Annotated in this window: 13 protein-coding genes; 11 read left to right on the top strand and 2 right to left on the bottom strand. The window is 44.0% G+C overall.

Annotation, left to right across the window (positions count from 1 at the left end):
* Positions 1-17 precede the first annotated feature (17 nt).
* Positions 18-1,352, top strand: a complete 1,335-nt coding sequence (locus tag EO131_RS07275; RefSeq protein WP_127020391.1) for a serine hydrolase domain-containing protein — start codon at positions 18-20, stop codon at positions 1,350-1,352.
* A 511-nt stretch (positions 1,353-1,863) separates the two neighbouring features.
* Here EO131_RS07275 and EO131_RS07270 read toward each other — a convergent pair.
* Entirely contained in the window at positions 1,864-2,706 is an 843-nt protein-coding gene (locus tag EO131_RS07270) for a 1,4-dihydroxy-2-naphthoyl-CoA synthase (RefSeq protein WP_127020389.1), read from the bottom strand.
* Between the two features lie 225 nt (positions 2,707-2,931).
* Here EO131_RS07270 and EO131_RS07265 point away from each other — a divergent pair, with 225 nt between their 5' ends.
* The 7 genes from EO131_RS07265 (at position 2,932) to EO131_RS07235 (ending at position 9,366) form a co-directional block, all read left to right on the top strand.
* Positions 2,932-3,285, top strand: a complete 354-nt coding sequence (locus tag EO131_RS07265; RefSeq protein ID WP_127020387.1) for a DUF3088 family protein — start codon at positions 2,932-2,934, stop codon at positions 3,283-3,285.
* Positions 3,286-3,368: 83 nt separating this feature from the next.
* Positions 3,369-5,018 (top strand): AMP-binding protein, encoded by a 1,650-nt coding sequence (locus EO131_RS07260; RefSeq protein WP_127020385.1) that lies wholly within the window; start codon positions 3,369-3,371, stop codon positions 5,016-5,018.
* Between the two features lie 88 nt (positions 5,019-5,106).
* Positions 5,107-5,709 (top strand): hypothetical protein, encoded by a 603-nt coding sequence (locus tag EO131_RS07255; protein ID WP_127020383.1) that lies wholly within the window; start codon positions 5,107-5,109, stop codon positions 5,707-5,709.
* A 167-nt stretch (positions 5,710-5,876) separates the two neighbouring features.
* Complete coding sequence (locus EO131_RS07250; protein ID WP_127020380.1) at positions 5,877-6,491, top strand: hypothetical protein; 615 nt, start codon at positions 5,877-5,879, stop codon at positions 6,489-6,491.
* Positions 6,492-6,717: 226 nt separating this feature from the next.
* Positions 6,718-7,341, top strand: a complete 624-nt coding sequence (locus tag EO131_RS07245; RefSeq protein WP_127020378.1) for a class I SAM-dependent methyltransferase — start codon at positions 6,718-6,720, stop codon at positions 7,339-7,341.
* Positions 7,342-7,436: 95 nt separating this feature from the next.
* Entirely contained in the window at positions 7,437-8,324 is an 888-nt protein-coding gene (locus tag EO131_RS07240) for a carbon-nitrogen hydrolase (protein ID WP_127020376.1), read from the top strand.
* Position 8,325: 1 nt separating this feature from the next.
* Positions 8,326-9,366 (top strand): agmatine deiminase family protein, encoded by a 1,041-nt coding sequence (locus EO131_RS07235; RefSeq protein ID WP_127020374.1) that lies wholly within the window; start codon positions 8,326-8,328, stop codon positions 9,364-9,366.
* A gap of 72 nt (positions 9,367-9,438) precedes the next feature.
* Here EO131_RS07235 and EO131_RS07230 read toward each other — a convergent pair whose 3' ends face one another.
* Positions 9,439-11,856, bottom strand: a complete 2,418-nt coding sequence (locus EO131_RS07230; protein WP_127020372.1) for a glycoside hydrolase family 3 N-terminal domain-containing protein — start codon at positions 11,854-11,856, stop codon at positions 9,439-9,441.
* 81 nt (positions 11,857-11,937) lie between these two features.
* Between EO131_RS07230 and EO131_RS07225 the strand changes: the two genes are divergently transcribed.
* The 3 genes from EO131_RS07225 (at position 11,938) to EO131_RS07215 (ending at position 14,998) form a co-directional block, all read left to right on the top strand.
* Complete coding sequence (locus EO131_RS07225) at positions 11,938-12,651, top strand: NUDIX hydrolase (RefSeq protein ID WP_127020370.1); 714 nt, start codon at positions 11,938-11,940, stop codon at positions 12,649-12,651.
* 81 nt (positions 12,652-12,732) lie between these two features.
* A complete protein-coding gene (locus EO131_RS07220) occupies positions 12,733-14,409 on the top strand; it encodes an N-acyl-D-amino-acid deacylase family protein (RefSeq protein WP_127020368.1) in 1,677 nt (558 codons plus the stop codon).
* 4 nt (positions 14,410-14,413) lie between these two features.
* Positions 14,414-14,998 (top strand): hypothetical protein, encoded by a 585-nt coding sequence (locus tag EO131_RS07215; RefSeq protein ID WP_206512864.1) that lies wholly within the window; start codon positions 14,414-14,416, stop codon positions 14,996-14,998.
* Positions 14,999-15,331 lie beyond the last annotated feature (333 nt).

The raw sequence follows: 15,331 nt of genomic DNA, 5'->3' as shown, positions 1-15,331 counted from the left end.
AAATACATCTATTAACCATGAAACTACTTAAGCGTGTTTTGCTACTCCTTGTCATTGTTATAGGAGTGGTGGTCTACCTGAATTATCCCAAATTGAACATCATATCCGGTTATGCTGCTAAAAATGTGGCGTCTGGAGTATTTGTGGCCCATCGTTCGGCCGCCTCAATGAACCTGAACGATAACAATGTGCCACTCATTGAATTGGCTTCCACTGAAGTGGACGAAAAAGCAGAATCGGCATCTTCCACGGTTTACGGTTTAATGAAACGAACCGCAGTTTATCGAGACGGCTTAGGTACCGTACTGATCAATGATAAATATGATCCTGATAAACTGACCATTCGTCCAAACCGAAACCAGCCTCAGGATACCCTACCCTACCCGTATGGACATGCAGCTCCTGTGGACACCATTTTTTCAGATGTGGACATGGACCAGATCAATAAAGCCATGGCCTTGGCCTTTGCCCATCCTGAAACACAAAAAACCCGAACATTGCTCATTTTGTACAAGGGACATATTCTGGCCGAAAAATATATTGATGGCTTCGATGCCGACACCCCAATATTGGGTTGGTCCATGACCAAGAGTGTCCTAGCGACTTTATATGGCATTTTGGATCACCAAGGTAAACTGGAAATGGATTGGCCCGCACCCATCGCAGAGTGGAAAGATGATGAACGAAAAAACATTACCCTTGACCATCTGTTGCGTATGCAAAGTGGTCTGGCATGGGATGAGGATTATTCAGGTATTTCCGATGTAACCCGAATGTTGTTCCTGGACAGCGACATGACCCAGGCACAACGCGATAAAAAAGCCATTGCAAAACCCACTGAAATTTGGAATTATTCCTCGGGAACCACCAATCTACTTTCAGGAATACTTCGTCAGCAATTTAGAAGCCACCAAGAGTATCTGGATTTTCCCTATTCCGCTTTAATCGATAAAATTGGAATGTACTCCATGGTGATGGAGGCCGATATTGCGGGAAATTATGTAGGTTCTTCCTACGCCTGGGCCAGTACCAGGGATTGGGGCCGATTTGGCCAATTGTACCTGAACAAAGGCGAGTGGAACGGAGAGCAACTTTTCGACCCACAATGGGTGGATTATATTACTGAACCTACTGAACACTCGGATGGTACGTATGGCGCCCACTTTTGGTTGAATGCCGAAGGAAAATACCCCGATGTGCCCAAAGATCTCTTTTCCTGCAACGGATACCAAGGTCAGCATGTGTTCATGATTCCCTCCAAGGACTTGGTGGTGGTGCGTACCGGATTGGCCGAAGAACCTGAATTCGATGTAAACGGAGTGTTATCGAACATCGTAAAAGCACTGCCGTAAATCGAGGAAATAACCAAAAAGGGATTGCAAACCACAACAAAAGGGTACTTCACAACAATAATTTTAGTTACGGGAACACACGTGGTACATTTACCATGTAATTAATTAAGAAAGTAATTTTTTCATTTTCATATAGTGTTCTCGTAAAAGAGTCTTGACCCAAGTGGCAAGGCTCTTTTTGGTTTACATCATTTCCTTTTTTAGCTGGGGATACATGCAAATTGTTAAAACCAGCCGGTCGCCACATCATGGCATCGATTCACAACAATAATTTCGTTTGGCTGAAGCTGGGAGGTACTTTTACACTGTAATTAATTCGAAAGTTAGTTTTTCATTTTCATATAGTGTTCTCGTAAAAGAGTCTTGACCCAAGTGGCAAGGCTCTTTTCAATTTATACCATCTGGAAAACAAAAGTTCAATAAAAAATGGGAAAAACTTTGATGTTGCCAACTGATTCAGTTATCAGAAGGAAGCTCATTGGTAATTGTAAGTTGCTCAATGCAAATTGTATTAAGGAATCCATTTATCCTTTCCGAAATCAGGCTTACGTTTCTCCAAAAACGCGTTTCGTCCTTCCTTAGCTTCATCCGTCATGTAGGCCAATCGAGTGGCCTCCCCAGCAAAGACCTGTTGCCCCACCATACCGTCGTCGGTAAGGTTCATCGCGAATTTGAGCATTTTAATGGATGTTGGGGACTTGGCCAGAATCTCTTGGGCCCATTGGTAGGCAGTGTCCTCCAGTTCATCGTGCGGTACAACAGCATTCACCATACCCATCTCAAAAGCTTCCTGTGCAGAATAATTGCGTCCCAAAAAGAAGATTTCCCGGGCTTTTTTCTGCCCAACCATTTTCGCTAAGTATGCGGACCCGTAGCCTCCATCAAAACTGGTCACATCGGCATCGGTCTGCTTAAAAATGGCATGTTCCCTACTGGCCAGTGTCATGTCGCAAACCACATGTAAGCTGTGTCCTCCGCCGACGGCCCATCCGGGCACCACGGCAATCACCACTTTGGGCATAAATCGAATTAGGCGTTGTACTTCCAAAATATTCAAGCGATGGTAACCATCTTCACCCACATAGCCTTTGTGACCTCTCGCTTTTTGGTCACCACCACTACAAAAGGCCCATTTGCCATCTTTGGAGGAAGGCCCTTCACCGGAAAGCAAGACCACCCCGATGGAAGTGTCCTCTTGTGCATCATAAAACGCCTTGTACAATTCACTGGTGGTTTTTGGCCTGAAGGCATTACGTACATCGGGTCGGTTGAAGGCAATACGGGCAACCCCGTTACATTTTTTATAGGTAATGTCCTCAAATTCCATGGCAGTCTGCCATTTGGGTGATTCCATAGAAGCATATTTTAGTGAACACAAAATAACGGAAAATCTGAATCATGACCCTATTGATTCACCGAATAACCTTCAATCCTTTTAATTAGAACAACTTACTTTTAAAAAGGAAAAGACAGGGCACCTAGGAAAGGCATTGCAAATGAAGTAAAATTCAACGAACTTGGATACATAGTGTCATTTGTACCCGAACAGGAATCATAAATTCACTCAAATTATTTTTACATGCCTAAATTATTTTTACTCAAACCCGATTTTTTGGATGCCAATATGGATAAGAATGCCAAGTTTTATTGTCCGTCCTGCGCCCAGGTACTGGGCATTATTACTTATTATCCCGAACTGAAGGAAAAATTGGAGATCATCTTCATAGATTTTAAACGTCCACGAAAAGAGATTGTAGAACTTATCGGCGAAGAAAACCAAGGATGCCCCAGCCTTATTTTTAGCAAGGACGAAGCAGCAGTTTTGAAGGATACCAGCTATTTAGTTGAACATGGCGATTATTTCTTTCAAAACAATGCGCCGTTGATTGCGGAATTCTTGGCTGAGGTATATGATGTTGGAGTTCCCCATTGATGTAATGCTTGTATGGTTTTCAACGTAGGAAGGCAAATTCAAAATTAAATTTCACTATATTGAAATACCACAACCAACCTAAAATGAAGGCTTTTCAATCTCCCCTGCACGCTTTTTCCTTTTGGTTAAAGGAAGAACCTGACCGTATTTTTCTTCGCCAACCCATCAACCGTAAGTTTATCGAGTATACTTGGCAAGATGCTTATGACCAGGCATTGTCCGTTGCGGGAGCGTTGCATCAAATGGGATTGAACAAAGGAGACCATGTGGCCCTGTTGTCCAAAAACTGTGCGCATTGGTTCATGGCCGACCTGGCCATTATGTTGGGTGGATTTATCTCGGTGCCCCTATACCCTACCTTGGACAAGGACAGTATCAATGAAATATTGGTCCATAGTGAGGCAAAGGCAATAATCGTAGGTAAACTGGACGATTACTGTGCCCAAAAACCAGGTATCCCCAACATTCCAAAAATCGGCATCGCTTTGTATGGCATCCAAGAGGAACAATCATGGGAAAATCTGGTGGCTACGTCAACAGATTTTCAACCCTACGAACAAGATTCGGAAGAAGCCATCACCATCATGTATACCTCGGGTACCACTGGCAATCCAAAGGGTGTGGTGCACATGGTGAAATCCTTCAATCAGGTGACCACAGTAGGAATGACAGCACTGCAGATCAAGGACCGAAGCCGTATGTTTTCCTATTTGCCCTTGTCGCACATTGCGGAACGTATCGGTATTGAAATGGGCAGTTTCTACAGTGGAAGTACGGTGAGTTTTCCCGAATCGTTGGATACCTTTGCGGAAGACTTGGCATCCGTAAAACCCAATACCTTTTTTGCCGTGCCCCGCATTTGGCAAAAATTTCAGGAAAAGATATTGGAAAAATTGCCGCAAAAGAAATTGGACCTTCTATTGGCCATACCGGTCGTCAACAACATCATCAAAAAGAAAATCATTGGCAAATTGGGCCTGTCCGAAGCTACCTATTGTGCCTCGGGAGCGGCACCACTGGCAGTGAGCCTTCAAGAGTGGTATATGAAACTGGGATTGGAAATCAACCAATGTTATGGTATGACGGAGGATTGTATACTTTCCCACTTTAACCTACCAAGTAGCAATAAGTTTGGTACTGTCGGAAGACCGTTGCCAGGAGTAGTCTCTAAATTGTCGCCAGAAGGTGAGATATTGATCAAGAATGATACGCTTATGGCAGGTTATTACAAAGCTCCGGGTCCAACGGCTGCCATGTTTACCGCCGATGGTTTCTTAAAGACAGGGGATGTCGGTGAATTTGATCATGATGGGTACTTGTCCATTGTGGGGCGGATCAAGGACCAGTTTAAGACGGATAAGGGAAAATATGTGACCCCCTCTCCCATTGAACTGGAGTTGTCTAAAAATACAGACATCGAAAACCTTTGCTTGGTGGGCACAGGCATTTCACAGCCCATTTTGCTGGTGATACCTTCAGAAGCCGGTCTGGCCAAAGGACGTGAGGCATTGAATGCTTCTATTTTGGCTTCCTTGGACGCCTTGAATCCAAAGCTGAAAAAACACGAGAAAATCGAAAAGGCAGTAATCATGAAGGAAAATTGGACAGTGGACAATGGTTTAATGACCCCTTCCATGAAAATACGGCGCAATCGCATCGAGGCCATTCACCAACCTATGTACCAGGACTGGTTTTCCAAAAAGGAGCGTGTGGTGTATGAAAGCGATGGATAATCTTCACTCTACTTTAATTCATAAGATCAAAACGGTTATCCATCAATTATGATAATCAGTAACTCGGTTCCTATCCTATCTTTTCGCAATGTTACGCTATAAAAAAATGTGGATTGTTCTCGGGATACTAATTGGCATAGGTGTTTTGTGGTACTTGATACTTTACCGTAAAATAAACCCGGATAACTACTTTGTTAAAAAACTGGATACCATACCTTTTACTCATCTTTATGTGAACGATTATGCGGGCAGTTTAACGATTACTCCCGGAATCGGTGAGCGTTATTATTATAAGTCGGCTGGCAAGGTTCGCATTTCCATGAACTTTGATTATTTATTGTTTGATGACGAATATGCTTTTAAGATTGATGGGGATAACAACTTTATTTTGATTCAATTATCAAACAATCAGTCTTTTGTGTTGGGCAAAGTAGTGGAGAAATCCATCCAAGATTTCCATAGTACCGATTATTACGCTATTGAGATACCCAAAGGATACCAGGCCAATTATTATTTTAAAAAGGGAATTTTTCCGTTTTACGTGCCGGTTCAATTTACAATGATGACCAGTGGTGGCTTGAAATATAGCAGTGAATATCTGACCGAAATTGCAACTCCGAAAGGAAATACCTTAAGGTTATATTACAACTACGGGCATATACCAGAAGGTGAACCAACAGGGGTGTATTAAAGGATAGAAACTATAAAAACCAAATTTTTGGAACATTTGTGGGATTTTAAATACCGGATCAATCCTTACTCCATTGAATTGAAGAATAAACAATCCGTGTGATTGTGTTGCAATAAGTCAGTTATACCTTTTTGTCAAGCACTAAATCCATACACAATTGATTGATCATGAAACGATTAAAAAAAATGGGGGGAACCATATCGATTTTGTTTACGCTAGGGCTATTGGGCTTTTTGATTTTGTTCCGTACCATAAATATTGACAATTACATCTTATTAAGAACAGACAAGCTGTACTATTCAGAGCTCGTGGTGGATGTTTATGGCAACGTCATGGTATTAATTCCGCAAATTGAAGAAGGACAATATTCCTTGGGATTGGGAAGAAGCAGACATATTTCTATACCTCAAAACAATTTGTACCTTTATAATTATAATTTCAAGATTGACGCCAACACTAATTTTGTTTTAACCCATCAACATACAGGACAACAAATTATTCTTGGAAATGTCCTAAGCGAAAACAAAGGGCCATATCCGAAAGTTATATCATATAAGCTTAAGATTCCTGATGATTATACAGCCTATCATCAAGAAGCCGAAAGTATTATTCCGTATTACAGATTGAATTTAACACTTTTGAGTCCTCGTGGAGGTGGATTCGATTACAGTTGGGAAATAAAAACCGTTTTGATTGCTCCCAATGGGGATAAGTTGCAGTTTTACCGGAGTTTTGGCCATATCGATAACGACAAAAATTCCGGAATTTTCAATTCAGAGTGATTTTTTTAATTTTAGTTGGTAATCACATTAATCATGAACACTGCAATAACATTCATCGTCGGTTTCTTTCTGGGTCTTATGTTTTTGAAACTTCTTTTTCCCCAGAAAAAATCCAACCAGTAAATATTGTGCTGAACAAACTTCAACCTCTTGGTCAAAGAGTAGGTTTCTACTCATTGTCCTTTGGATAAGCTTTATCTTTAGGGTTTAAATTGAATGATATTCCATGGAAAGTGATTGGCTTAAAATGTGGAATGCCCGTTTTGGCACCTCCGATTATGCTTATGGCACCCAACCCAATAACTACTTAAAGGAAAAACTGGACCAATTGGAAGTCGGTTCCACGCTGTTCCCGGCAGAAGGAGAAGGTCGAAATGCGGTATATGCCGCACAATTGGGTTGGCAAGTTTCCGCGTTCGATATCAGTGAGGAAGGCAAGAAAAAGGCCCTGAAATTGGCTGATAAGCAAAATGTGACCATCGATTATCAAATTGGTGAACTCCAATCCTTGGGCTATCAACCGGAACAATTCGATGCCATAGCCCTGATCTATGCCCATTTTCCACCGAATATCCGATCAGATTACCATAAAATGTTGGTCAGCTATCTGAAAAAAGGAGGCTATATCATTTTTGAAGGGTTCAGTAAAAAGCATTTGGAGTATCGCACCATCAATGAAAAAGTGGGCGGACCAAAAAATTTGGAACTATTGTTTTCGATCAAAGAATTGGAACAGGATTTTGAAGGTTTTGAAATTCTGGAACTCAAAGAAACCGTGATTGAACTCAACGAAGGTACCGGACATGTCGGCAAAGGTTCGGTGATTCGATTTTTGGGGAAGAAGAAATAGGCAATTGCAATTAAAGTCCCCAAAACTATAGTTTTCCGATTATCTTTATCCCCAGATTTTTTAACTTATAACTTTAAAGTTATCGCTAGATTAAAATGGGAAAAAGAAAATATACCATTGCCGTTGTTCAATTGAATCTTAACAACACTCCGGAAAACAATCTCAAAAAATGTGTGGAATGGGTAAGAAAGGCTGCTTCCCAAGGAGCCGAGGTCATTTCACTGCCCGAGTTGTACAGCAGTCACTATTTCTGTCAAAGCGAGGACGTGGATAATTTCAAATATGCCGAACCTTTGTACAGCACCTCTTTTGATGCCTTCAGTGCGTTGGCCAAGGAATTGGGTGTGGTGATCATTGTGCCCTTTTTCGAAAGACGAATGGCCGGTGTTTACCATAACAGTGCTTATATTATTGACACGGATGGCACCGAAGCCGGACTGTACCGAAAAATGCACATTCCGGACGATCCCCACTTTTATGAAAAGTTCTATTTCACCCCCGGAGATTTGGGCTTCAAGACTATATCGACCAAAAAAGGAAATGTGGGCACCCTGATCTGTTGGGACCAATGGTATCCCGAAGCAGCTCGATTAACGGCCCTTCAGGGTGCGGAAGTACTCTTCTACCCTACTGCCATCGGGTGGCACCCAAAAGAGAAAGCAGAATATGGTGCCAATCAGTATGGTGCTTGGATGAACGTAATGAAGGGCCATGCCGTGGCCAATGGCGTCTTTGTGGCAGCGGCCAACCGAATCGGGCTTGAAAAATACTTACCAGGAACCGATGGCATTGAATTTTGGGGCGCATCGTTTATTTGTGGACCCCAAGGTGAAATTCTGGCTCAGGCCTCCCATGATCAAGAAGAAATATTACTGGCAGAGGTAGATTTGGATCTTCAGGAAAATGTGCGCCAGAACTGGCCCTTTTTACGTGACAGACGTATCGATAAATACGATGGCATAACCAAAAGGGCAATTGACTAACATGGGAACTTCAGGATGGAGATTCCCAGCGGAATGGGAAAAGCAACAGGGCATTTTATTGTGTTTTCCGCACAACGGAAACGACTGGCCAGGCAAATACGGTGCCATTCAATGGGCCTTTGTGGAATTCATCAAAAAAGTGACCACGTTTGAAATGGTTTTTCTGGTGGTGGCCGATGAAAAATTGAAAGAGAAGGTCACGGCAATGTTGGAAACCGCACATGTAAACTTGGATAATGTTTCCTTTATCATCCATAAGACCAATCGAAGCTGGATGCGGGACTCCGGCCCTATCATAGTGAAAAAGGGCAAGGAGCGGAAAGCACTCAATTTCAATTTTAACGGTTGGGCCAAATATGCCAATTACAAATTGGACCGACATGTGCCCAGTAAAGTGTCTGCCCACTTGAACATCCCCATGGAACAGGTTTTTTATAAAGGGAAACCAGTGGTTTTGGAAGGTGGCGCCATCGATGTAAACGGAAAAGGAACCTTAATCACTTCCGAAGAATGCTTATTGGACCCCAAAATCCAAGTACGAAATCCGGGTTTCACCAGAGAAGACTACGAGGTAATCTTTAATGACTATTTGGGCGTTACGAACACCATTTGGTTGGGAGATGGCATCAAAGGGGATGACACCCACGGACATATTGACGATTTGGCGCGGTTTGTCAACGAGGACACCATTGTAACGGTTGTGGAATCGGACAAGAAATCGCCCAATTATGCAGCTTTGCAGGATAATTTGAAACGTTTGGAAGGTGCCGTGCTGGAAAATGGCAAAAAGCCGAACATAGTGCAATTGCCCATGCCCCAGCAAATCGATTTTGACGGGGTTGTCCTTCCGGCCAGTTATGCCAATTTCCTGATCTTGAACAAGGCTGTTTTGGTGCCTACCTTCAATGACAGTAGGGACCGTGAAGCCTTGAACATTTTGGCCGAAGTATTCCCAAACAGAGAAGTCATTGGTGTCAGTGCCATCGACTTGATTTGGGGTTTTGGTACGTTGCATTGTTTGAGCCAGCAGATTCCCGTGTGATATTTTTACGAAAGAAACCCAGACCAACATCATGTTAACCTGGGTTTAATTTGGATTCCGGGGGATTATATTTTATTCCAACGTTACTTCCAAGTTGGATTTTATGTCACGGGAAGAAGTACCAGCCTTTATTTGATAGGCACCTGGCTCCAATTGCCATGACGCACTTTTTTCATCCCAATAGCGCAGACTTTTTACGGGTACGGTCAATTTTACCGTATCCACTTCGATTGGATTCAGAACACGCGTTTTAGTAAACGCCTTCAATTCCTGTTCGGGTCTATCAATGGCTGAATTGGGTTTTCCCACATACAACTGGACCACTTCTTTGCCTGGTACAGGACCTATATTGGTGACTGGTACGGCAATTTTCAAGGAGTCATTTTCTTGGGTTAGTTGCATTTCACCAAATTCAAATTGGGTATAGGACAAACCATATCCAAAAGGATAGGAAACGTCCAAGCCTGCTTTGTCAAAATGACGGTAACCCACATAAATGTCTTCATCATAGTTGGTGTAATCCACATTCTTCACCATTTCCGCTTCGTTTTCCTTAATATCCTTACCAAGTATCAAATCGGTCATTTTCATTTTTTCACCTTGTAATGGGAAATTGGCATTGCTCCAGTGATCGTTCAAATGAATAGGGAAGGTCATTGTCAGTTTACCACTGGGGTTCACCTTGCCGCTCAAAATATCGGCCACAGCATTACCACCTTCTTGTCCACCTTGCCAAGCCAACACAATGGCATCCGGTTGGTTCTTCCACGATGCAGTCTCGATAACCCCACCAATATTCAATACGACTATCACTTTTTTTGCTGCTTTGTGGAATGCTTTGGTGGCAGCGGACAACATATCTTTTTCCTTGTCCGTCAGCAAAAAGTCGTTTTGCTCTACCCGATCACCACCTTCACCACTGTTTCTGCCAAAGGTGATGATGGCCACATCGCTACTGTTGGCAATCTCTTGCATCAATGGGTCATTATAGCTCATTTCTGGAGGCAAGTAGGGGTTGAACATGGCACTCATGCCTTCCGGTTTTACAAATGCTTCCGGAGTACTGTTTCTATGGTCCTCATAGGCCTTTTTGGCCAGTTCATTGATTGAAAATCCCGAATTGGCCAAGCCCTCTTCCAAGGAAACGGTATAAGCTTCATTCACATCACCTGAACCAGTGCCTCCAGCGATAAAATCATACGAATACACACCCAAGAGAGCCACATTCAAGTTATTTTTCAGGGGCAATGTGCCTTTGTTTTCCAAAAGGATGATGCCTTCTGCAGCAGATTGCCTGGTAATCTCGGCATGCGCTTTTAAATCAGGGTTCTCGTTATAGGTATAGCCCTGCATTTTTTTGGATTTGAAAATGAGTTTCAAAATGCGTTTCACGGAGGTATCCACCGCTTCCATGTTCAGGGTGCCGTCTTCAGCACCTTTGGTCAAAGCTTTCCATTGCTTTTTGGTGCCCGGCTCCAACAAGTCGTTACCCGCATTTACCATGGCCACGGCATCGTTTCCACCAAACCAATCGGACATGACCAGACCTTCAAAGCCCCAATCGTCACGTAAAACACCCGTAAGTAGGTTTCTGCTTTCGGCCACGTAGGTGCCATTGACCAAGTTATAGGATGACATAATGGTCCAAGGTTGGGCCTCTTCCACCACAATTTCAAATCCTTTCAAATAGATTTCGCGCATGGCACGGTCCGATACACGGGCGTCGTTATAATTTCGATTGGTTTCCTGGTTGTTGGCCACAAAGTGCTTTACCGATGTGCCCACCCCGTTGGATTCGATACCATTCACCATAGCAGCTCCAATTTTTCCGGTCAAGAAGGGGTCTTCAGAATAGTATTCGAAGTTTCGTCCACAGAAGGGATGACGATGAATGTTTACGCCGGGACCCAAAATCACATCAATACCATATTCCAAGGCTTCGTTGCCCATGGCCTGACCTACCTGGCCCACCAGTTCCGTGTTCCAAGTGGATGCCAACAAAGTTGCAATGGGGAAAGCAGTGGCATAATAGGTGCGGTCCTCCCCTTCCCTTGTGGGCTCAATACGTAATCCCGCAGGACCGTCGGATAGGTTTACGGTTGGGATTCCCAAACGGGGTGTGGCCACTATGGTTCCCACTACACCGGGAATACCCTCACCAGGTTCTACCCTACCCAAACCGGACGCCATTCCGGATCCTTTCAATAGGTGAATTTTTTCTTCCAAGGTCATTTGGGAGAGCACATCCGCTACCCTCGCATCGATGGATTGTCTATCATCTTCATAAATATCCAGTTTCCCATTGTCGTTTCTATCCAAGAAAGTGTAACCATCAACCATGACTTCACTGAAGTCTTTTTTCTCGGCAAAGTCGTCCTCAAAATCCAAAAATTGGGATTTTACATACCACCATCCGATAACTCCACCCAAAAGAAGCACGCCTAAAATAATGCCCAGGGTCTTTAACGTAATTCGAAGAAATTTTTTCATTCGCATAGTTTGTGTCAGAATGTCACAAATATAAAAAAATATTAAATGTGGCAAAATGACACAAATTAGTATTTTTGTGAAATGGACTTCAAAGAGTTTTTAGAAAAGGGTAAAGATTTGTTCCTCCCCAACCTCTCCGTGGACATGGTGATCATTGGGTATGAAAATAATGAACTTAAATGTTTACTACTTCAAATTGGGGACAAATGGCTCTTGCCGGGTGGATTTATCTTTCGAACAGAGTCAGTTGAGGAAGCCACTTTACGTATATTAAGCGAACGCACAGGATTGGTCGACCCCCATTTCAAGTTTTTGGCTGTATTTGGCAACTCGAACCGCAAGTTTACGGAAGAATGGAAACCTTTTTTTAAGGAACAAGGCGTGTCCTGGGGAGAAGATGCTTGGTTCAACGATCGTTTTGTCACCCTCTCCTACTATTCTTTGGTAGATATCGATAAAACCAAACCCGTGCTGAGTGACATGGATACTGGCTTTGCCTGGTTCAAAATGGATGCCTTGCCCGAAATGTGGATGGACCATCGTGATATTGTTCATGCGGCCAAAAACAGGTTAAGGGAAGATGTGCAACAGGAACACCTGACCTACAATTTATTGCCGGAAGAATTCACTATGCCCCAATTGCACCAATTGCACCAAACCATTCTTGGGGAGGAGCTGGATCGTAGCCGTTTTCAGAAAAAAATGTTGTCCTTGGACATTTTTGAACGCTTGCCCAAACTAAAAAAAGATACCCCGGGACGAAATCCGTATCGGTACCGTATTAAAAGAGCCTAGTCTTTTGTCATTGTGCGCAGAAGTGCTTGGCAGGACACGCAAAATCAACTAACTTGGTAAGCATCACAAAATAACCAAGTTATGAAGCCAACCTATTACCTCCTACTCCTTTCCTTACTTGTATTGAGCAGTTGTGCCAAACCCCAACATTTCGATGTACTGATCAAAAACGGCCAGATTGTTGACGGTTCGGGCCAACCCTCCTATATCGGTGATGTGGGCATCAATGCCGACACCATTGCGGCTGTAGGAAATCTGGAAGCTACGGGCGACCTCGAAATCGATGCAACTGGATTGGCGGTTTCTCCGGGTTTCATCAACATGTTGAGCTGGGCCACAGTGTCCTTGATCGAGGATGGGCGCTCCATGGGCGATATCAAGCAAGGGGTGACCTTGGAAGTGATGGGCGAAGGCTGGTCCATGGGTCCACTGAATGAACAAATGAAAAAGCAGGAGCAAGAAAACCAGGGCGACATTAAATATGAAGTGGCCTGGAACACCCTAAACGAATATCTCGAATACCTGACCAAAAAGGGCATTTCGCCCAATGTGGCCTCTTTTGTGGGGGCAACTACCCTGCGCATCCATACGGTCGGGTTTGAGGACCGTGCCCCTACCCCACAGGAACTCGATTCCATGAAATTGATGGTGAAACAGGCTATGGAAGAAGGCGCCATGGGTGTGGGATCATCGCTGATTTATGCACCAGCGTTTTACTCCAGTACCGAAGAACTCATCGAACTTTGTAAGGTGGCCGCAGAATACGACGGCATGTATATTTCCCACATGCGAAGTGAAGGCTCACGTTTGTTGGAAAGCTTGGACGAACTCATCCGCATTGCCGATGAAGCCGGTATTCGTGCCGAAATCTATCACTTAAAGGAAAGCGGCAAGGACAATTGGGACAAATTTGATGCTGTGGTGGCCAAAGTGGATTCCGCGCGTGCCGCCGGATTGCACATAACAGCCGATATGTACAACTACGTAGCGGGTGCCACGGGATTGGATGCCTCCATGCCGCCCTGGGTGCAGGAAGGGGGCTATGACAAATGGGCGCAACGTTTGCAGGATCCTGCCATCCGTAAAAAAGTCATGGAAGATATGACGACCCCCACCGATGAATGGGAAAGTCTCATGCAAGCCGCTGGAGACCCCAGTAAAATATTGTTGGTGGGGTTCAAGAACGATACTCTAAAACATTACACAGGCAAAACCTTGAAGGAAGTAGCCGAGATACGCGGAACTTCTCCTGAAGAAACTGCCATGGATTTAGTGGTGCAAGATGGAAGTCGTGTGGGCACCATTTACTTTTTGATGTCGGAGGACAATGTAAAAAAACAGATTGCCCTGCCCTGGATGAGCTTCGGTTCCGATGCCGGTTCTCTGGCTACGGAAGGCGTGTTTCTCAAATCGAACACCCACCCTAGGGCCTATGGCAATTTTGCTCGATTGTTGGGCAAGTATGTGCGGGAAGAAAAGGTGATTTCCTTGGAAGAGGCCGTGCATAAACTGAGCCAATTACCGGCCACCAATTTAAAGATCAAGAAACGGGGTAGTCTTACCGAGGGCAATTACGCCGATGTGGTGCTTTTTGACCCGGAAACCATCATTGACAAGGCCACTTTTGAAAATCCCCATCAATATGCCGAAGGCATGGTACATGTGTTTGTGAACGGCACCCAAGTATTGAAGGATGGTGAACATACCGGAAACATGCCCGGTCGTGTGGTTCGAGGTCCCGGCTATACCAAAGAGTGATCACATGAAAAGGCTTGTTTTGTGGGTAATTTGTTTGTTCCCAATGCTATTTTGGTCGCAATCGCAGCAACATCAATTTGTGCTGTTCGATGTCACTTTTACCTACACCAAGCAAGATGCGGACACCTCCAGCCCGAGCAAATCCCATTATTACGTGACCGGCGATAGGCTCAATCCCGACCGACCCCCAGACTGGACCTCACCTGTGGATTATCGGAACGGTACGGTGCATATTCGAATTGAGGTGTTGGAAAAACCACCCGGCAATGAACCCACCAAATGGACCCTCTGCTACATTCCCAACCACGGACAAGGCAACGGATACGGATGCACAGGCACCGACTTGTTTACCGAAGAAGGGGTTTATGAAAAGGATGTGCCCATGACGGAGTTTTGGGAAAACCAATCCATCATTTGGGAAGAAGGCATCAAACAAATGGATTTGGTGATCAAGGACGACAGCGGTGGCCAGGGCCATGCCCACAAACGCGCCGATCATGAAAAGTTTTTCCCCACCAAGGTGCGAATCACGATGGTGCAGGTAGCGAAGGGGGCAATGTATGATCCTTCTATGTTAAATAACAAATAGAAATATGTTTTGAAAGTCATTTCGAATTGAGGCGCATGGTGCCGATTGAGAAATCTCTTTTTTCAGATTTCTCACACTCCCTTCTTTCGGTTCGAAATGACGCTGCGTCCAATTACATAGTACTGTCATTCCTGCTAAAGCAGGAATTCATAAAACAAGAAGATGGATGCCATATCGTGCTTCGACTACCTGCCCGTCCAGTGGGTTCTCAACATGACAATTCTTTTGATTCGTGCAATTCGTGTCCAATATGTCATTTCGAAATGAGGCCATGGTGCCGATTGAGAAATCTCTTTTTTCAGATTTCTCACACTCCCTTCTTTCGGTTCGAAA

The sequence above is a fragment of the Flagellimonas beolgyonensis genome, from assembly GCF_003992615.1.
GTDB classification, from domain to species: domain Bacteria; phylum Bacteroidota; class Bacteroidia; order Flavobacteriales; family Flavobacteriaceae; genus Flagellimonas; species Flagellimonas beolgyonensis.
The sequence above is the reverse complement of the archived record's forward strand: the minus strand, read 5'-3'. Positions and strand labels throughout refer to the sequence as shown.